An 18340-nucleotide genomic window follows, 5' to 3' on the forward strand; every position below is an offset into this window, starting at 1 on the left:
GAGCAGTGGATATCGCGCCTGGAGCTAGACCTCTTCCCAAGACCCTGACAAGAGCTCTCATAACTGCGGCCGCCTGGGGCGGATTCGGCGCGCACGATCTGCAATCGAGTCGGCCAATCCTAATGTCTTAGCTCAGATGTGTTGATCACGAGCAGCAGGATACTAACAGCGCCGTGGCGGCGCGTGCTAAAAGCATTGACCTGCTCTTGGTTTCTACCCTTCTGCACAAAGCTGTCACTTGTTGAGAAGGAAGGATAAGCAGCAATGCAACGGAGAATTCTGCGTTCGAAAGGTCAGCTGATCGGTCGTTAATTGCAATTAACCCATCAGCGCTTTGGACATCGGCGAATCAATGTATCGTTGATGGGAAGAGCCGAGTAGTTGGGTAACAATGAGAGAAGCCGACGCACAGAACTAGTGCTACGCACGTTTGGGCGGCCCACATCCCACATCCTATCGCCGCTCACGAACTATGGGATGTTCGTTGGATCTGCGTCTGCGGAGTGTCGCGCCCGATGCTCATGCTTTTGCCCTCTTGGCAAGACCCGACAGATTTTTGATTGTTTGATGAAAGCGATGTGGTTCGCGACTCGCGTCAGCGAGTCCTGCATCGGAGTTTGCCCCTCTCATGCTTTTCGACCCAGTGCGCATGAGGAAGGGGATTTAATGAACGGCAGACTGTTCGAAAAAAAGTTTGACTGCACCAGAGCACGTTTACTTCCCAGAAGGGAGAAAATTATCAGCTTCAGAAAGGGGTGATCATAATTGTCTTCCTGATTCTTCGAACAAGCCACATCTACACCTACACCTACACCTACACCCACGAACACCGGAGTGAGACTGAATGAAAGGCGACATGCAGAGAAAAGCGGCGCATCCGTTAGGTGAAAAGCTGCCAGCCCACGTCATCGGCTTCTTCACCGAACCAGCTCTTCTGAAGGACGAAAATTCTTCTCTCTATTGGGACATGGTTTCAGTCTTGATCGAGGAGCAACAGCCGGACACATTCCTCGATTGGATCCGCATACGAGACTTTGCCAGTAACCTTTGGGAAGAGAGTGTCTTTCAACGCATTACACATGCCTTAATCAGCGGCGGACGGCTCCTGGCAGTGCAACAATTCCTTGAGGAGATTGCCCCAGGCGAGGAGGGCGTTGGAGGACTCCTTAGAATCAGAGCTACTGATACGCCCGCTCATAAGGCCGCCAGGTTTTTTAGCGCCAAGAAAAGTGAGAGCGAGGAAATCCGCTCTCGGCTGGCAAAGTATGGTGTAGGGGAAGCGGTGCTCTTCGCCCGATCAGCACAGAATAACATTGATGCCATCCTGAAGTTTGAGCGGATGGGCGCCACACGGGTACGCGGTCGCCGAAAGCTTCAAAAAGAAATGAAGCGGCGCCTGGCTTCTCGACAGGTCCTACCTTCCCAAGTAGCGAAATCAGAATCGCAAACAGACGTAGCCACAAGTCACCTCGAGCCTACGCGAGCGATGCAACCGAGAACGAACGACAATTCGAAAGCGCATCATCATGCTGGCGCCCAGCCTCGCCAAGAACTGCAGAGGTCAGCGACATGCGGGAATGGGATCAATGAAATCGCTCAGTGCGGGTCTTGCCAAGAGGTGGAATCGCACCCGGATGGAGATCAGCAACCTCTGGAGTTTAAATTCGAAATGATCGATGAGGTAGGCATCCATCACCATGGCCAGTGAAAAGCAGATCCGGGCAAACCGCGAGAACGCGAAGCGTAGTACTGGGCCGAAGAGCCTGGCCGGGCGTTTAAAGTCGAGCCGCAATGCCCTGCGCCATGGTCTGTCAATTCCGGCGGCGGCGGATCATCCGTCGGGTGTGCGGCTAGATCCTCTTTTGCCGGAAGGCGCCAGTCAATTACAAAGGCTGGCTGTGCTGGATATGGTACGGGCTGAGAGCGAGCTGCAGCGGGTCGCCGCTGTGCGGAACGGGCTGCTGGCCGACCTGGATCTGCAATCTCCCTCGCTTCACCAGGTGTGGCGCTTGGCTGCCTTGGAGCGGTATGAATGCCGGGCCCGCAGGCAACGCCTTCGAGCGGAGGGCCGGCTTCGCGCAACAGAGCCAATGGACGATAATGTTGAGTGAGCACGGGCGAAAAAGTTGGCAAAACGAACCCAATTTTTCTTGTAAATTGAGTTCGCAAAGTTCTCTACCGCTCGTCGGCGATCACCTTGCCGTCATTCGGCAGCGCCCCGGGGCTGACCAGCTCGACGGCGCCGCCGAGCTTGGTCACGGCCCGCAGGCTGCTGGCGATCTCTTCACGCAGCGCATCGCCTGATGCATCCGTCTCGGCTCTCAGCGTCATCGCATCGGCTTCGCCCTGGCGCGTGACGACGAGGCGCAGCCTCCCGAGCGCGGGATGGCGCTTGCCGATCTCGGCGATCTGCTCGGGACGGACGAACATGCCCTTGACCTTGGTGGTCTGATCGGCGCGGCCCATCCAGCCCTTGATGCGCATATTGGTCCGACCGCATGTGCTTAGCCCCGGCAGCGCCGCCGTGAGGTCGCCGAGCGCGAGACGTATCCAGGGGTGATGCGGATCGAGCGAGGTTACGACGATCTCGCCGACATCACCCGGTGCGACGGGATCGCCGGTGCCGGGCTTGACGATCTCCACGATCAGGTCCTCGTTGACGACCATGCCATCGCGCGCCGCGGTCTCGAAGGCAATGAGGCCGAGATCGGCGGTGCCAAAGGCCTGGTAGGCGTCGATGCCGCGCCCCTTGATCTCGGCCTGGAGCGAGGGCGGGAAGGCCGCGCCGGAAACCAACGCACGCTTGATCGAGGAGATGTCGCGGCCCGCGGCCGTTGCGGCGTCGAGCAGGATCTTCAGGAAGTCGGGCGTGCCGCTGTAACCTACCGGCCTGTAGGCGTCGATCAGCTCGATTTGCTGTTCGGTATTGCCGGGGCCGGCGGGGATTACGGCGCAGCCAAGCGCGCGCGCCGAGGCGTCGAAAATGAAGCCACCAGGGGTAAGGTGGTAGCTGAAGGTATTGAGCACGATGTCATCGGGCCGGAACCCGGCGGCAAACAAGGCTCGCGCACCGCGCCAGGGGTCGGCCTGCCGTCCCTCCGGCTCGAAGATCGGACCCGGGGAGGTGAAAAGACGGGCGAACGAGCCCGGGGCCGCCGCCACAAAGCCTCCGAAGGGCGCAGAGGCCTTGTGCAAGGCGGGCAATTCCGATTTGCGCAGCACCGGAAGGCCCGCCAGCGCCGCCCTGGAGGTCACCGAGGCCGGATCGATGCCCCTGAGCCGCTCGGCATAGGCCGGTGCGGCCATCGCGCTGCGCAGCACGTCCGGCAGACGGGCAAACAGATCGGCCTCGCGCGCCGCGTGCTCGCGTGTCTCGAGGGCGTCGTAATGGGCGGTCATGGCAGTTCTTTCCGGGTTGGCATCCGTTGCGCGCCGCCGCCCGCATGGGTATCAGACGGCCATTGGCGGGACGTGGAGAGGACGCGATGGCGGACGAGAGCATCATTCCGGCGGACGAGATGGCCGGCGTCGTCGCGCGCCTGAAGCGCCGCATGATCGAGGACGCGATGCCGCTGTGGTCGACGGTCGGCTGGGACAGTGCCTCGGGTGGCTTCATCGATCGGCTGCACCGCGACGGCACGGCGGATGCCGCCGCGCCGCGGCGCGTGTTCGTGCAGGCCCGGCAAATCTATTGCTACGCCAAGGCGGCGCAGATGGGCTGGTATCCGCAAGGACGCAGCATCGCGCTGAAGGGGCTGGAGCACCTGCTGGCAAAAGCGAAGGCGCCGGACGGCAAGCCCGGCTATGTCCACCGCCTGACGCCCGATGGCGCGGTGCTGGATTCGCGGCGCGATGCCTATGACCACGCCTTCATTCTGTTTGCGCTGGCGACAGTCTATGCGCTCGACCAGGACGCGCAGATCCGCGCCGAGATCGACGCGCTGCTTGCTTTCCTCGACGGCCATCTGCGCTCGCCACATGGCGGCGTTCACGAAGGCCTGCCGGTGTCGCTGCCGCGGCGGCAGAATCCGCAGATGCATCTGTTCGAGGCGATGATCGCGTGTTTCGACGCGACCCATGATCTGTCGTTCCAGAATCGCGCCGGCGAATTCTTCGCGCTGTTCCTCGCCAACCTCTACGACAAGCGCAAATGCGCGCTCGGCGAATATTTCGAGGAGGACTGGTCCAAGATCGAGCCTGTCAGCGTCGAGGCCGGCCACCAGGCGGAATGGGTCTGGCTGCTGAAGGGATTCGAGCGCATCACGGGCTGTCCGACCGGGCAGCGGCGCGCCGAGTTGCTGGCGACCGCGCTGCGCTATCGCGATGCGGCCACCGGCTGCCTCGTCGACGAGGGGGACGATGCCGGCAACATCCGCCGCGCGACGCGCCGGCTGTGGCCGCAGACCGAGATCGCGAAGGCGTGGATCGCGCAGGCCGAATCCGGCGAGGTGGGCGCGGCGGAGGAAGCGCGCGCGGCGCTGGTACGGCTCGAACGGCATTATCTCAGCCATCCCGTGCGGGGCGGCTGGTACGACCAGTTCGACAGCGACGGCAAATCGCTGATCGACACCATTCCTGCGTCGTCGTTCTATCATGTTCTCTGCGCGGTCACGGAAGCGGAGCAGGTTTTGGAGGGCTAGAGCCACCGTTTGCGCCGCTTGAAGCTCTTGAGGTTCTTGAAGCTCTTGCGCTGGTCGCCGGCGCCGCCAAGGTAGAATTCCTTGACGTCCTCGTTGTCGCGCAGTTCTTCCGCGGTCCCGTCGAGCACGACCTTGCCTTGCTCCATGATGTAGCCGTGGCTCGCCACCGACAGCGCGGCGCGCGCATTCTGCTCGACCAGGAGGATGGTGACACCTAGGTCGCGGTTGATCTTCTGGATGATGGAGAACACCTCCTTCACCAGCAGCGGCGACAGGCCCATTGACGGCTCGTCCATCAGGATCATCTTCGGGCGCGCCATCAGCGCGCGGCCGATCGCCAGCATCTGCTGCTCGCCGCCGGAGAGATAGCCGGCAAGGCCGGTGCGCTCCTTCAGGCGCGGGAAATAGTTGAAGACCATGTCGAGGTCGGCGTCGACCTCGCGGTCCCTGCGGGTGAAGGCGCCGAGCTTGAGGTTTTCCAGCGACGTCATGTCGGCGACGATGCGCCGGCCTTCCATCACCTGGAAGATGCCGCGGCGGACGATCTTGTCGGGATCGACGCCGGCGATCGGCTCGCCCTCGAACAGGATCTCGCCGCGCGTGACCTCGCCGTCCTCGGTCTTGAGCAATCCCGAGATCGCCTTCAGCGTCGTCGACTTGCCGGCACCGTTGGCGCCCAGCAGCGCCACGATCGCGCCCTTGGGCACATCGAGGCTGAGGCCGCGCAGCACCAGGATGACGTCGTCATAGACGACCTCGATGTTGCGCACGGCGAGGAGGGGAGCGGGAGCCACGGCGGTCGGGGCGGTGCGAACTGCTTCTGCGGTCTGGGTCATGTGTCGAAACTCTCCGCTGTCGTCGCCCGGCTTGACCGGGCGACCCAGTATTCCAGAGACGCCGGAGATTCACGGAGAAGCCGCGGCGTACTGGATCCCCCGCGTTCGCGGGGGATGACATCTGTGCGTTTGGAGAATGCTGGGCTCACCAGCCCAGCAGCTCCGGCTTGCGCGGCAGCTCGACGGTCTTGACCTTCTCGAGCTTGATCGTGCCCTTGGCGATGAGGTCGTTGAGGTCGCCGTCGGTCGCGCCCGAGATCTTGGTGCGATAGAGGTCGACCTTCAGCGTGCCGCGATGGTCCTTGTCGGTCCAGGTCGAGGGATTGCAGACGCCTTCCATGCCTGCCGGCACCCAGTCCTTCTTCTGGTAGAAGCCCTTCACGACGTTGTCGCCGGTGGCGCCGCCGTTCTTGGCGGCCCAGTCGAGCGCCTCCTTCATGTAGAGCGCCGAGCAGACGGCGGCGATGTAGTGCACGGGCCGATAGACCTTGCCTGACGGGTCGGACATCTTGGAGATCTCCATCACCGTCTTCATGCCGGGCGCATCACCGCCCCAGCTCACCGCGGTGCGCAGCGGGAAGATCACGCCGTTGGCGGCATCGCCCGCGGTCTTGGCGGCGTTCTCATCCATGCCCCAGACATTGCCGAGGAACTGGATTTCGACGCCGGCGGTCTTGCAGGCCTTCATCACCGAGATGTTGGAAGCCGCGGTGTTGCCGAGATAGGCGTAGTTGGCGCCCGAGGATTTCAGGCTTAGGCACTGCGCGCTGTAGTCGCCCGGCGCCAGCGCGAACACCAGCGGCGGCAGCACCTCGAAGCCGAGCTCCTGCGCCATGGCTTCGCCGGCCGCCTTCGGTGCGTTGGGATAGGGATGGTTGGCGCCCATATGGACGAATTTCGGCTTGCCGGGCTTGCCCTTGGCCTTCCAGTCCTCGGCCGCCCACATCAGCATCGCGCGTAGCGCGTCCGAATAGCTCGGACCATAGAAGAAATTATAAGGTGCGGGCTTGGCCTTGCCGCTGACGCCTTCGGGATCAGTCAGTGCGGCGGCATAAGAGCCGGAAAGGTCCGGGATCTTGTCCTGCGCGAGGAAGCCAGTCAGCGCCTCGGTATCGGCTGTGCCCCAACCCATGATCGCCGCGACCTTGCTGTCGGGGGCCGACCACTTCTTGTAGAGCGCGATCGCCTTCGGCACCTGGTAGCCGTAGTCGTTGGTGTCGACGTTGACCTGCTTGCCGCCGATGCCGCCATTCTTGTTGACCCAGGCAAAGGTGTCGGCGACGGCCTGGCCGTAGGGTGTGCCGACGTCGGAGGTGCCGCCGGAATAATCGGCAAGATGGCCGATCGCGATCTGTGCCTGCGCGCTCGCCGAAAATGCGGCGATGGCGATTGCAAGCGATGCGGTGCTCAAAAAGGCCTTCATCTTCATGGGTCGGTTCCTCCGGTTTATTGTTTAAGTGCAGTGTCCCGAACTCAGTGCGAGAACGGGTAGAGTTTCCAGTACGCTTTGATCTGTCGCCAGCGATGCGCGAGTCCGTCAGGCTCGAACATCAGGAATGCGATGATGATCGCCCCGATGGTGATCTCGCGCAGGAAGGTGATGTTGTTGTTGAGCGCCAGTGCCTTGTCGATCGCGCCGCCTTTCAGGTACAGGCTGAGAAGTTCGATCGATTCCGGCAGCAGCACCACGAAAGCGGTGCCCATCAGCGTGCCCATGATCGAGCCGGTGCCGCCGATGATGATCATGGCGAGAAACAGGATCGAGCGTTCGATGCCGAAACCTTCCTGCGACACGACCTGCTGGTAGTGCGCATAGAGCGCGCCGGCGATGCCGGCGAAGAAGGCGGCGAGGCCGAATGACAGCGTGCGGTATTTGGTGAGGTTGATGCCCATGATCTCCGCGGAGAGATAATGGTCGCGGATCGCCACCAGCGCGCGGCCGTCGCGCGTGCGCATCAGATTGGTGACGAGGATGTAGCTCGCGAGCACATAGGCCAGCACGACATAGAAATATTGTTTGTCGCCGCGCAGCGTATAGCCGAAAATCGAGAATGGTTCGGCGCTCGCCGGCACGGAGCCGCCGGAGAACCATTCTGCACGGGAGAAGAAGTCGAGCAGGATGTATTGCGCAGCCAGCGTCGCGATGACGAGATAGAGCCCCTTCAGCCGCGCCGCCGGAATGCCGAAGATCAGGCCCACGAACGCGGTGACGATTCCGGCCAGCGGAATCGCGAAGAACACCGGGATCGGCGCGTTGTTGGAGATGTAGGCCGAGGTGAAGGCGCCGAGCAGGAAGAAGGCGGCGTGGCCGATCGAGATCTGGCCGGTGAAGCCGACCAGGATGTTGAGGCCGAGCGCCGCGATCGAGAAGATGCCGATCTGGATCAGGATGCTGAGCCAGTAGCCACTGATGATTTGCGGCACAAGGCAGAGCAGCAGCACGCCTAGAATCGCGAAGTTGCGGCTGGTGGTGGTCGGAAAGATCGTGGTGTCGGCCGCATAGGAGGTGCGGAAATCACCAGCAGGGATGAGGGCAGGGCCGGCCATGGATCAGATCCGCTCGATGTCGTGGGTGCCGAACAGGCCATAGGGCTTGATCATCAGCACGATGATGAGGACGTAGAACGGCGCGATCTCGTAGAGATTGCCCCAGTGCAGGTACTCGCTGTCGACATATTGCGCGACGTTCTCGAGCAGGCCGATGATGATGCCGCCGAGCACCGCGCCGCCGACGGAATCGAGCCCGCCGAGGATCGCTGCCGGAAATACCTTGATGCCGTAGGCGGCAAGGCCCGAGGAGACGCCGTTGACGACCGCGACGACGACGCCTGCGACCGCCGACACCGTCGCCGAGATCGCCCAGGCCATCGCAAACACGCTCTTCACGGAAATGCCGAGGGACTGCGCGACCTGCTGGTTGAACGCCGTGGCGCGCATGGCGAGGCCATATTTCGAGGCGCGGAAGAACCAGGCCATGCCGATCATCATCGCGACCGAGACGACCAGGCTCATGACATAGACGGTCTGGATCTGAAGCCCGAACAGGCTGACCGACTGGCTCTCGAACACGCGCGGAAACGGTTGCGGGTTGACGCCGAACATCCATTTCAGCGTCGCCTGCAGCATCGTGGAGAGGCCGATCGTCACCATGATCACGGAGATGATGGGTTCGCCGATCATCGGCCTGAGAATCAGGACCTGGATCGCGATGCCGAATACGAACATGAACACCAGCGTCATCGGCATGCCGATCCAGAACGGCACCTGGTATTTGGCGAGCAGCGCCCAGCACACCCAGGCGCCGACCAGCAGCAGTTCACCTTGCGCGAAATTGACGACCTGTGTCGCCTTGTAGATCAGCACGAACGACATCGCGACCACGCCGTAGAGCGTGCCGACCACGAGGCCGTTGACCAGGAGCTGAATGAGGAAGGCGGTGTTCATGGCTGTTGATCCGGCTCGTCATTGCCGGGCTTGACCCGGCAATCCATCGATGTGGAAAGTCGCCTGTTCGGAAGAGGATGGATGCGCGGGTCAAGCCCGCGCATGACGATCACCTGTGTCACTCCGCAGCCTCCGCCATGTGCCCGTGTCCGCCGAGATCCACCACGCGTAGCGTGGTGCGCACCCTCTGCGTGGTGCCGTCCTGGAAGCGGATCACGGTGTCGACGGGGATGTCGGCGTCGCCGCGGTAGATAGCGTCGATGATCCCGGCGTATTTCTCGTTGATGACGCCGCGGCGTACCTTTCGGGTGCGGGTCAGCTCGCCGTCGTCGGCGTCGAGTTCCTTGTAGAGCAGGAGGAAGCGCGAGATGCGCTGGGCCGGCGGCAGCGTGGCGTTGACGGTTTCGACCTCCTTCTGGAGCAGCGCGTAGACCTCGGGGCGCGAGGCGAGGTCGCTGTAGGTCGTGAAGGAGAGCCGGTTCTTCTCCGCCCATTTCGAGATGATGGAGTAGCGGATGCAGATCATCGCGGCCAGCGCGTCGCGGCCGGCACCCAGCACCACGGCTTCGGCGATATAGGGCGAGAACTTCAGCTTGTTCTCGATGAATTGCGGCGAGAAGCGCTCGCCGCGCGAGGTCTCGGCAAGATCCTTGATGCGGTCGATGACGACGAGCTGGCGGTTGGCGTTGAAATAGCCGGCATCGCCCGACAGCATCCAGCCGTCCCTGATGTCGGCAATGCTCGCCTCCGGGTTCTTGTAATAGCCGAGGAACATGTTGGGATGCCGCACCACGATCTCGCCGACGCCATGAATGTCGGCATTGTCGATGCGGATCTCGACGTTCTCGGCCATCGGCACGCCCGTCGTGTCGGGGTCGACTTTGCCCTCGGGATGGAGCGTGTAAGCCCCTAACAATTCCGTCTGGCCGTAGAGTGTGCGCAGCGGCACGCCCATGGCCTGGAAGAACTTGAACGTATCAGGCCCGAGCGCGGCGCCGCCGGTCGCGGCCGAGCGCAGGCGGGTGAAGCCGAGCCGGTCGCGCAGCGCGCGGAACAGGATCGCGTCGGCAAAGCCGGAGCGCTTGCCCTGCTCGAGCGCCGCGAGGCCCGACTTCATGCCGATGTCGAACAGGCGCTGCTTGAACGGCGTCGCGTCCATCACCTTGGCGCGGACGTCGGCGGCGATGGATTCCCAGACCCGTGGGGCAAAGAGCACGAAGGTCGGCGCGATTTCGCGCAGATCGTTCATCATCGTATCCGGCTCTTCGACGAAGTTGATCTTCATCCGGCAGAGCAGGCCTTTGCCGAGCACATAGACCTGCTCCATGATCCACGGCAGCGGCAGCACCGAGACATATTCGTCGTCGGGGCCTTTCGGATCGAAGGCGAGATAGGTCGCGCAATGGCCGAGCACGCGGCCGGCGGCGAGCATCGCAAGCTTCGGATGCGAAGTGGTGCCCGACGTCGTGCAGAGGATGGCGACGTCCTCGCCTCTGGTGGCGTCCACCAGCTGGTCGTAAAGCTGCGGCTCGCGCGCAGCCCGGGCGCGGCCGAGCTCGGCGAATTTCTCCGCCGACATCAGGCGCGGGTCATCGTACTTCCGCATGCCGCGCGGGTCGGAATAGATGATGTGCTTCAGCTTCGGCACGCGCTCGGCCAGCGCCAGCAGCTTGTCGACCTGCTCCTCATCCTCGGCAAAGACGAGCTGAGCCTCGCCGTAATTGAGGAGATAGGACGCTTCTTCGTCCAGCACGTCACGATAGAGCCCGAGGCTCAATCCGCCGATCGCATGCGTTGCGATTTCCGCCGCAACCCAGTCCGGCCGGTTATCGCCGATGATGCCGATGACGTCGCCGCGGCCAAGGCCGAGCTCGATCAGGCCGAGCGCGAAGTCGCGCACGCGGGTCTGGTAGTCGTTCCAGGTGAAGGGGCGCCAGAGGCCGAGATCCTTTTCGCGCAGCGCGATCTCGTTGCCATGCTCCTTCGCGTTCAGGCGGAGCATCTTCGGATAGGTGTCGGCCTGCGCCACGCGCCCTGCGTAATCCATCATGCCGCGCTCTCCTGTGCCGGCGGGGCATCATCGAGATCGACGAGAACCTCGTCCTCTTCGCCGAGATAGGCGCGCTTGACGTGCGGGTCGGCAAGAACTGCAGCCGGATCGCCCTCGGCGATCTTGCGGCCGAAATCCAGCACCATGACGCGATGGGAGATGTCCATCACCACGCCCATGTCGTGCTCGATCATCACCACCGTCATCCCGAACTCCTCGTTGAGATCGACGATGTAGCGGGCCATGTCCTCCTTTTCCTCGAAGTTCATGCCGGCCATCGGTTCGTCGAGGAGGATGAGGCGCGGCTCCAGCGCCATGGCGCGGGCGAGCTCGACGCGCTTGCGCAGGCCGTAGGAGAGGGTGCCCGCTGTCGCCTTGCGCACCGACTGGAGGTCAAGGAAGTCGATGATCTCCTCGACCTTGCGGCGATGCTCGAGCTCTTCCTTGCGTGCGCCGGTGAGCCAGTACAGCGAACCGGTAAGGAAGTTGTTCTTCAGGAGGTGATGGCGCCCGACCATGATGTTGTCGAGCACGCTCATGTGGTGGAAAAGGGCGAGGTTCTGGAAGGTGCGGCCGATGCCGAGCTTGGGGCGCGCATTCGGCGTTAGCCCCGTGATGTCACGGCCCTGGTAGAACAGCTGGCCTTCGGTCGGCTTATAGCGGCCGGAAATACAATTCACTATCGAGGTCTTGCCGGCGCCGTTGGGGCCGATGATCGAGAACAGCTCGCCCTCGCGGATCGAGAAGCTGACGTCGGTCAGCGCACGGACGCCGCCGAATCGCAATGACACGCCGCGCACTTCGAGACTGGTAGCCACCAAACAAATCCCTCCCGGTGATGGCGCATTCAGCGGCGCTCTTCCTCCGTTCCTCTCGGGCGATCCTAGTACGGTCGTGCCGGTGAGGCCATGCAGCACATGGTCCGACCAGAGCCGCGCTACTTTCGTACCCGTTTGGGATCAAAAGCCGCATCGCCCGAGGTGGTTCTCAATAGGGGAAAGCGCTATTTTGAAATGTCTCCGGCCTGACAATTCTGCGACAAAGTTTTTCGGGCGGCAGCGGCCTCCTTCTTTCGTCGGATGGTGGTCGGAACGATTGTGCTGCAGTGCAGCAGAAGGATGGAGTACGAAACGGTGCGGCTGGCCTCTCGATCATGATTTCAGAGGATCAACTGAAGCGCGTGGCCGCCTGGTCACGCGAGCTCACGCCAGCGGAGATCGAGGTCGCTCGCGCTGGGATCACGGAAAGGTCCTACGGCACTGGTGAGACCGTGTTCATGCGCGGCGATAAATTCGACTACTGGGCCGGTATGGTGAGCGGCCTTGCCCGCATGGGCGGAGTGTCGCGCGACGGCAAGGAGACCAGCCTCGCCGGGCTGACGGCGGGCGCCTGGTTTGGCGAGGGCAGCGTGCTCAAGAACGAGCCGCGGCGCTACGACGTGGTCGCTCTCCGTAATAGCCGCGTCGCGCTGATGGAACGCTCGGCCTTCATGTGGCTGTTCGAGAACAGCGTCGGCTTCAACCGCTTCCTGGTGCGCCAGCTCAACGAGCGGCTCGGCCAGTTCATCGGCATGCTCGAGGTCAACCGCACGCTCGATGCGACCTCCCGGCTTGCCCGGAGCATTGCCTCGCTGTTCAACCCGATCCTTTATCCGGAATCGACCGCCCATCTGGAGATCACCCAGGAGGAGATCGGCGCGCTCTCCGGCATGTCCAGGCAGAATGCCAATCGCGCGTTGAACCGGCTGGAGAAGGAGGGACTGCTGCGTCTCGAATATGGCGGCGTCACCATCCTCAATGTCGAGCGGCTGCGCGGATACGGCGACTAGCGAGCATTGGCGGGCGCGTGCACCGGCCAGAGGTCGGCGCGCCAGCGGATGGCGATCGCCAGCATCGCGATGAAGCCAGCAGCAGCATAGAGCGAGCCCGTCGCGGAATAGCCGATGATGTCGATCAGGCTGCCGGCCGCGAGCAATCCAAGCGGCAGACCGTAGATCACCATCATGCGGACTCCCATCACGCGACCGCGCAAATGCGCACTGGCCGTCCGCATCAGGATCACGGCAGCAGAAATCATCGACATGCTCTGGGCGATGCCGGTGAGCAGGAGGCACGCCATGGCGACGGGCATGGTCCTGATTTCGACGAATACCAGCAACATCGTGTACCAGGCCAGCGTCGCGCCGATCAGAAGCCGGGCGATGCGCAGGCCCCCGACCAGGCTGAGCGTGATGGAGCCGATCAGCGAGCCGGTCGCGAAGCTCGCCGAGAGATAGCCGAGGCCGGTCTGATCGGTATGAAAGATATCTCGCGCGATGTAGGGCAGCAGCCCATTGGTCAGCGGAAATGCGGTGAGATTGGCCAGGAATGCGACGCAGAGCGCGGCCAGCATGGCCGGTCCGTTCCAGGAATAGACGAGGCCTTCCCTGAGGTCGCGCAGCAGCCGCGAGCCGGAATGGCTCTCGACCGCGCGATGCTCGGCGGACTTTGCCGGTCGGGTCAGGCAGAACATTAGACCGGCGGCCACGACATAGAGGCAGGCGATCACCACATAGACCTTGCCGATGCCGAAGGCCGCGAACAGTCCGGCTCCGGTCAACGCGCCGGCGATGCGCGCGCTGTCCTGCGTCGTGCGCGACAGGCTGATCGCACCCACCAGCAGCTCGGCTGGCATGATATCGGCGAGCAGTGCGCTGCGAAGACCGAGATCCGAGGAGCGGATCAGGCCCATGATCGTCACGATGATCATCACCTTGAGCGGCGCCAGATGGCCGGTCAGCGCCAGCACCATGATGGTCGAGGCGAGCACCGTATAGGTGAGACGCAGTACGACAAGAAGATCGCGGTGACCGATGCGGTCACCGACCATCCCGAGCACCGGAGCGATCAGCGTTCCCACATATTGCAGCGAGGCGAGAACGGTCAGCAGCAGCACCGAGCCTGTTTCGACCAGGATGTACCAGCCGAGCACCAGCGTCTCGATCTCGAACGCCCAGGACGTGAGCAGGTCCGACGGCCACTGGAAGCGATAGTTACGGATGCGGAATGGTGCGAGCGCGGAAGGTCTTGTGGGTGTGCTCAAGATGCGTTGACGGGTTTCACGGCGATTCCCGGTCCTTATTATTCGTTCTTCTGTTCGGCAGGGTAGCCCCCGCGACGCTCCTGTCAATTGGCGCTGCCGCATGCCGCCATGTTTGGCGACGAGGTGCGGTGCACCAGCGTGTCCGCGGCAGTTGCCCGGCCAATACGGCACACGGACTAGCCGCCGCTTGCTCTTCCGGCACGCAAAGCCCATTCTGGTTCGCATCCTGAGGCCCATTCTCGTAGGGGGCAGCAGATCACACCATCGCGGCCTCCGCGAGGTCTTGAGCCATGAACTGCTCCGGTTGCGGTTTCGAGGTTCAGAGCGGCTTTGCCTTCTGCCCGAAGTGCGGCACGAAGCAGCCGCAGGCGTGTCCCGGCTGCGGCTTCCCATGCGCGCCGGATTTCGTCTATTGCCCGAAATGCGGCGTCCCGGTCGGCGGGACCAGGAATGACCACGGGTCGGGATCGGCACAGTCCTCGTCGTCGCTGCAGACGGCTCAACCCGCATTTCGACCGCAATCGGACAATGTCGATGGTGAAGCAAACCGCCGCACCATCACCGTGCTGTTTGCCGACCTCAGCGGCTTCACGGCGATGAGCGAGCGGCTCGACCCCGAGGTCATTCAGACGCTTCAGAACCAATTGTTCGAGGAGCTGACGGCCGCGGTGCAGAGTTTTGGCGGCTTCGTGGACAAATTCATTGGCGATGCGCTGCTCGCGCTGTTCGGTGCGCCGGCGGCGCACGAGGACGATCCCGAGCGCGCCGTACGCGCGGCTCTCGACATGATCAGCCGGACGGCGCTGCTCAGCGAACGCGCCGAGGCGTATGCCGGTTCACCGCTGCTGCTCCATATCGGCATCAACACCGGGCATGTCGTTGCGGGCGGGCTTGGTGTGGGCGTTGCCAAATCCTATTCGGTGACCGGGGACACGGTGAATACGGCCCAGCGATTGCAGTCGATGGCGGCTCCGGGAGAGGTTTTGGTCGGGCCCTTGACCTATCGTCTGACGCGGCATGCGTTCGCCTATGACTCGCTTGGCGAGGTCTCACTCAAAGGCAAGATGGGCAGCGTGTTGGTCCATCGCCTAAAGGAACAGCTCGACACGCCCCGGACGGCACGAGGTCTCGACACGTTGGGCCTCAATGCGCCGCTGGTTGGGCGCGACGCCGAGCTTGCGCGCATGATCGGCAGCCTCGATCTTGCGTGCGGTGGCGCCGCTCAACTGGTGCGGCTGGTCGGTGAAGCCGGCATCGGCAAAACGCGCTTGGTCAGCGAATTCGCCGCCCGCATCGGCGAGGAGGATCGCTTCGCCGGGCTGGCGATCCGGCAGGTGTCCTGCTCGCCGCTGGGCGAACAATCTTATGGCACACTCGCCGCCGTGCTGCGCAGTGCCTACGGCATCGCGCAGAAGGCTGACGCCGGGGAGGCTGAGACGAAGGTCGCCGAGGCGCTGGCGGAGCTTGGCCTCGCCAGTGACGAAGCTGACCGCCTGATGCCGCTCTATCTGCATGTCCTCGGGCTCGGCGACCCCAACGCCGGGCTCAAGCATGTCGAGCCCGAGCAACTCCGCAGGCAGATATTCTTCGCGATTCGTACCGTGTTCGAACGCCGCCTGGCGTTGTCGCCGCTTCTGATCATCGTCGAGGATCTGCATTGGGCCGACGCGGTGTCGCTTGAAGCGTTGCGGTTTCTGATGGACCGGCTGGAGCGGACGCGGCTGATGCTGGTGTTTACACATCGGCCGGTGCTGGAACTGGACCTGTTCGGTTCGAGCAGGATCAGTCACACGACCATTCGGCTCCCCCCGCTTGATGACGATGACGGACAAAGGCTGCTCGCGGCCTATTTCAGTCAGGGGTGGCGTGAATCACCGGGACGCCTGTTCGGTCGAATCCTCGATCGCGCCGGCGGCAATCCGCTTTTCCTCGAAGAGATCATCCGCGGCCTCATCGACGCCGGCGCCCTTGAATGCGACGGCGCGCAGTGGCGGATCAAGTCGGATGACGCCGCCGCCGATATTCCGGCAAGCATTCAGGCATTGTTGCTGGCGCGCCTCGACCGGTTGCCGCATCAGGCGCGCCGCCTGGCGCAGGAGGCTGCGGTGATTGGTCCGCGTTTTGATGCGGCGACTCTCGGGGCGGCCGCAACGGAGCCGGCAACGGCTGAAGCAGGGCTCGAACTTCTGTGCGATGCGGAGATCATCGAAGAGATCGCAGGCTCGAACTCGATCTCACTGCGGACCTATCGCTTCACGCAAACCATGCTTCAGGACGTGATCTACCAAAACCTGCTTCTTCAGCGGCGGATCGAGCTTCATGGACGGATTGGCGCCGCGCTGGAGCGGCTCTATGGCCATGAGCCCGAGCGCCTTGAAGATCTCATCCTGCTCGGACATCACTTCAGTCTAAGCGCGAGCAGGCCGAAGGGCGCGCGCTATCTGCGCGCCGCCGGCGATCGCGCACGCGCCAGCTATGCCAACGACGATGCCCTGCGCTTCTACCAGCAATCCCTCGCCGTGCTGTCGACCGGTAGCGGGTGGGAGGTGGAACGCCTCATCCTGTACGAGTGCATTGCTGATCTCTGTCGGGTGGCTGGCCGTCGAAGCACGGCCGAAGAGCACTATCGATGCGCGCTGGAGGGACACCGTACGGCTCAGGACCGCCTTGGTGAGGCACGAATTCATCGCAAGCTTGGCCGACTGTTCTGGGACGCCGGCAAGCGCGTCAGCGCAGAGACGCACTATGCCGATGCGGCTGAACGGCTGAGTGAGATCAACGCGCCGATCGAATGGGCGCACCTCTTGCAAGAGCGCGGTCGTCTCGCCTTTCGCATGGGCGATCACGGCGCCGCGGCAAGATGGGCAGACGAGGCTCTCGGCTATGCACGGTCCGTACCGGCGGACACGGACGAGCCGGCCGAGCTCGAGGCGGCACGCGCGATTGCGGAGGCCCTCAATACTAAGGCGGTCGCGCTGGCGCGGCTTGGGCGACATCTGGAGGCGGTACGCGAGGTGGAGCAAAGTGTCGCGGCAGCCGAGGCCGCCGGCCTGTTCAACGTGGCGTGTCGCGGCTACACCAACCTTGGCGTGCTCTACACGATCGTCGATCCGGCGAAAGCCGTCGAGGTTTGCCGACGTGGCCTCGATGTCGCGCGTCGGACCGGGGATCTCGGCTTCCAGGCGCGTCTTCTCGCCAACCTTGCCGTCGCCTGTTGCACCTTCACGGACAGATGTACCGAGGAGGGGGTGCCGGCTGCCGAAAAGGCGATTGAGATCGACCGTGCGCTCGATCAGCGCGAGCATCTCCCCGTACCCTTGATCGTGCTCGGGCAAATTCATCAATGCCACTTCCGCCCCGATCTGGCCGCGCGCTGCTACAACGAGGCCATCGAGGTGGCGAGCGAGACCGGCGAGCCGCAACAGCTGTTTCCGTGCTATGATGGCCTTGCGACATTGAACCTTGATCGAGGCGACATGTCCGAGGCCGAGCGATATTTCGCGCTGGCCCATGATGTCTGTGCCCGGCACGGGCTCGATCCTGCAGGGCTGATTGTACTGCCGTTTCTTGACTAGCCAATGTGAGGGATTTCAACCATGTCAGAACATCATGTGGATGGAACACTTCAGCCGGGCGATCGCGCACCGAACATCGTCCTGGACGCCATCACACGCGAAGGAAAGATCGCGCTGGAGGATTATCGCGGGCATAGTCCGATTTTGGTGGGCTTGTTTCGCGGCCTGCACTGCCCGTTCTGCCGGCGCCATATTGCGGCGCAGGCGCAGCTTGACGGGGCGCTGCGCGGGAAGGGCATCGAGACTCTCACGGTCGTCAACACGCCGATCGACCGGGCGCGATTGTATTTCCGCTATCATCCACTACCAAATCTGCTCGCGGCCGCCGACCCCGATCGGGTCTCACACCGTGCATTCGGCCTGCCCAATATCGAGTTCACGCAGAACGAGACGGAGTGGCCGCGTAAGGTCGGCATGGATGTGCTCATGAGCATGCCACCAGTCGATATGCCCGGCGAATTGCCTGGGCCGATGGCTCGGCCGGCGGCCGCCGAGTACCTCAACAACAAGGACGGATATGAAATGACCGACGCCGATCAGCGCATGGCAGCAACCGGCACGGGCCAGCTGTTCGGCCAGTTCCTGCTCGATCGGGAGGGGATCGTGCGCTGGACCTTTACCGAGGTTCCGGACGGCGGTCAGCGAATGTTCGGAGCGCCGAGCCCGCAGGAGCTGATGTCGGCGGCCTCGCAACTGGCGGGCTAGGCATCGCTG

Annotated in this window: 14 protein-coding genes; 6 read left to right on the forward strand and 8 right to left on the reverse strand. The window is 63.1% G+C overall.

Features of this window, described 5'->3' with window-relative positions:
- The first annotated feature begins 844 nt into the window (after positions 1–844).
- The gene (locus tag XH89_RS11485) at positions 845–1708 is read left to right on the forward strand and encodes a hypothetical protein (RefSeq protein WP_194467164.1); all 864 of its coding nucleotides are present in this window, start codon (positions 845–847) and stop codon (positions 1706–1708) included.
- Entirely contained in the window at positions 1698–2111 is a 414-nt protein-coding gene (locus XH89_RS11490) for a hypothetical protein (protein WP_194467165.1), read from the forward strand. Before XH89_RS11485 ends, XH89_RS11490 begins: the two co-directional genes overlap by 11 nt.
- A gap of 64 nt (positions 2112–2175) precedes the next feature.
- On the opposite strand, the gene XH89_RS11495 is transcribed toward XH89_RS11490, so the two are convergent.
- Positions 2176–3399, reverse strand: a complete 1224-nt coding sequence (locus XH89_RS11495; RefSeq protein WP_194467166.1) for a phenylacetate--CoA ligase family protein — start codon at positions 3397–3399, stop codon at positions 2176–2178.
- A gap of 86 nt (positions 3400–3485) precedes the next feature.
- Here XH89_RS11495 and XH89_RS11500 point away from each other — a divergent pair, with 86 nt between their 5' ends.
- Positions 3486–4640 carry an AGE family epimerase/isomerase gene (locus XH89_RS11500; RefSeq protein ID WP_194467167.1) on the forward strand — a complete coding sequence of 385 codons (1155 nt, stop codon included), beginning with the start codon at positions 3486–3488 and terminating at the stop codon, positions 4638–4640.
- Here XH89_RS11500 and XH89_RS11505 read toward each other — a convergent pair.
- The 6 genes from XH89_RS11505 to XH89_RS11530 form a co-directional block, all read right to left on the reverse strand.
- Complete coding sequence (locus tag XH89_RS11505) at positions 4637–5476, reverse strand: ABC transporter ATP-binding protein (protein WP_194467168.1); 840 nt, start codon at positions 5474–5476, stop codon at positions 4637–4639. The two genes, XH89_RS11500 and XH89_RS11505, sit on opposite strands and share 4 nt — an antisense overlap.
- Before the next feature lie 145 nt (positions 5477–5621).
- Positions 5622–6905 (reverse strand): ABC transporter substrate-binding protein, encoded by a 1284-nt coding sequence (locus tag XH89_RS11510; protein WP_194467169.1) that lies wholly within the window; start codon positions 6903–6905, stop codon positions 5622–5624.
- Positions 6906–6949: 44 nt separating this feature from the next.
- A complete protein-coding gene (locus tag XH89_RS11515; protein ID WP_194467170.1) occupies positions 6950–8023 on the reverse strand; it encodes a branched-chain amino acid ABC transporter permease in 1074 nt (357 codons plus the stop codon).
- A gap of 3 nt (positions 8024–8026) precedes the next feature.
- Positions 8027–8920, reverse strand: coding sequence for a branched-chain amino acid ABC transporter permease (locus XH89_RS11520; RefSeq protein WP_194467171.1), 894 nt, complete (start codon positions 8918–8920; stop codon positions 8027–8029).
- A gap of 118 nt (positions 8921–9038) precedes the next feature.
- Complete coding sequence (locus tag XH89_RS11525; protein ID WP_194467172.1) at positions 9039–10970, reverse strand: long-chain fatty acid--CoA ligase; 1932 nt, start codon at positions 10968–10970, stop codon at positions 9039–9041.
- Complete coding sequence (locus tag XH89_RS11530) at positions 10967–11788, reverse strand: ABC transporter ATP-binding protein (protein WP_194467173.1); 822 nt, start codon at positions 11786–11788, stop codon at positions 10967–10969. Before XH89_RS11530 ends, XH89_RS11525 begins: the two co-directional genes overlap by 4 nt.
- Before the next feature lie 335 nt (positions 11789–12123).
- Here XH89_RS11530 and XH89_RS11535 point away from each other — a divergent pair, with 335 nt between their 5' ends.
- On the forward strand, positions 12124–12798 hold the full coding sequence (locus XH89_RS11535) for a Crp/Fnr family transcriptional regulator (RefSeq protein WP_194467174.1): 675 nt from the start codon (positions 12124–12126) through the stop codon (positions 12796–12798).
- Here XH89_RS11535 and XH89_RS11540 read toward each other — a convergent pair.
- Positions 12795–14051: an MFS transporter gene (locus tag XH89_RS11540; RefSeq protein WP_194467175.1), complete on the reverse strand. Its 1257-nt coding sequence runs from the start codon at positions 14049–14051 to the stop codon at positions 12795–12797. The genes XH89_RS11535 and XH89_RS11540 overlap by 4 nt on opposite strands.
- Before the next feature lie 290 nt (positions 14052–14341).
- Here XH89_RS11540 and XH89_RS11545 point away from each other — a divergent pair, with 290 nt between their 5' ends.
- Both XH89_RS11545 and XH89_RS11550 read left to right on the forward strand, forming a co-directional pair.
- Positions 14342–17626, forward strand: coding sequence for an adenylate/guanylate cyclase domain-containing protein (locus XH89_RS11545; protein WP_194467176.1), 3285 nt, complete (start codon positions 14342–14344; stop codon positions 17624–17626).
- A gap of 21 nt (positions 17627–17647) precedes the next feature.
- Positions 17648–18331, forward strand: a complete 684-nt coding sequence (locus XH89_RS11550; protein ID WP_194467177.1) for a redoxin domain-containing protein — start codon at positions 17648–17650, stop codon at positions 18329–18331.
- The last annotated feature ends 9 nt before the right edge of the window (positions 18332–18340 follow it).

It is taken from the genome of Bradyrhizobium sp. CCBAU 53340, from assembly GCF_015291645.1.
Taxonomy (GTDB): Bacteria; Pseudomonadota; Alphaproteobacteria; order Rhizobiales; family Xanthobacteraceae; genus Bradyrhizobium.

Coding starts and splice junctions, on each gene's coding strand:
- XH89_RS11485 (WP_194467164.1), top strand. CDS start 845: ATGAAAGGCGACATGCAGAGAAAAGCGGCGCATCCGTTAGGTGAAAAG.
- XH89_RS11490 (WP_194467165.1), top strand. CDS start 1,698: ATGGCCAGTGAAAAGCAGATCCGGGCAAACCGCGAGAACGCGAAGCGT.
- XH89_RS11495 (WP_194467166.1), bottom strand. CDS start 3,399: ATGACCGCCCATTACGACGCCCTCGAGACACGCGAGCACGCGGCGCGC.
- XH89_RS11500 (WP_194467167.1), top strand. CDS start 3,486: ATGGCGGACGAGAGCATCATTCCGGCGGACGAGATGGCCGGCGTCGTC.
- XH89_RS11505 (WP_194467168.1), bottom strand. CDS start 5,476: ATGACCCAGACCGCAGAAGCAGTTCGCACCGCCCCGACCGCCGTGGCT.
- XH89_RS11510 (WP_194467169.1), bottom strand. CDS start 6,905: ATGAAGATGAAGGCCTTTTTGAGCACCGCATCGCTTGCAATCGCCATC.
- XH89_RS11515 (WP_194467170.1), bottom strand. CDS start 8,023: ATGGCCGGCCCTGCCCTCATCCCTGCTGGTGATTTCCGCACCTCCTAT.
- XH89_RS11520 (WP_194467171.1), bottom strand. CDS start 8,920: ATGAACACCGCCTTCCTCATTCAGCTCCTGGTCAACGGCCTCGTGGTC.
- XH89_RS11525 (WP_194467172.1), bottom strand. CDS start 10,970: ATGATGGATTACGCAGGGCGCGTGGCGCAGGCCGACACCTATCCGAAG.
- XH89_RS11535 (WP_194467174.1), top strand. CDS start 12,124: ATGATTTCAGAGGATCAACTGAAGCGCGTGGCCGCCTGGTCACGCGAG.
- XH89_RS11545 (WP_194467176.1), top strand. CDS start 14,342: ATGAACTGCTCCGGTTGCGGTTTCGAGGTTCAGAGCGGCTTTGCCTTC.
- XH89_RS11550 (WP_194467177.1), top strand. CDS start 17,648: ATGTCAGAACATCATGTGGATGGAACACTTCAGCCGGGCGATCGCGCA.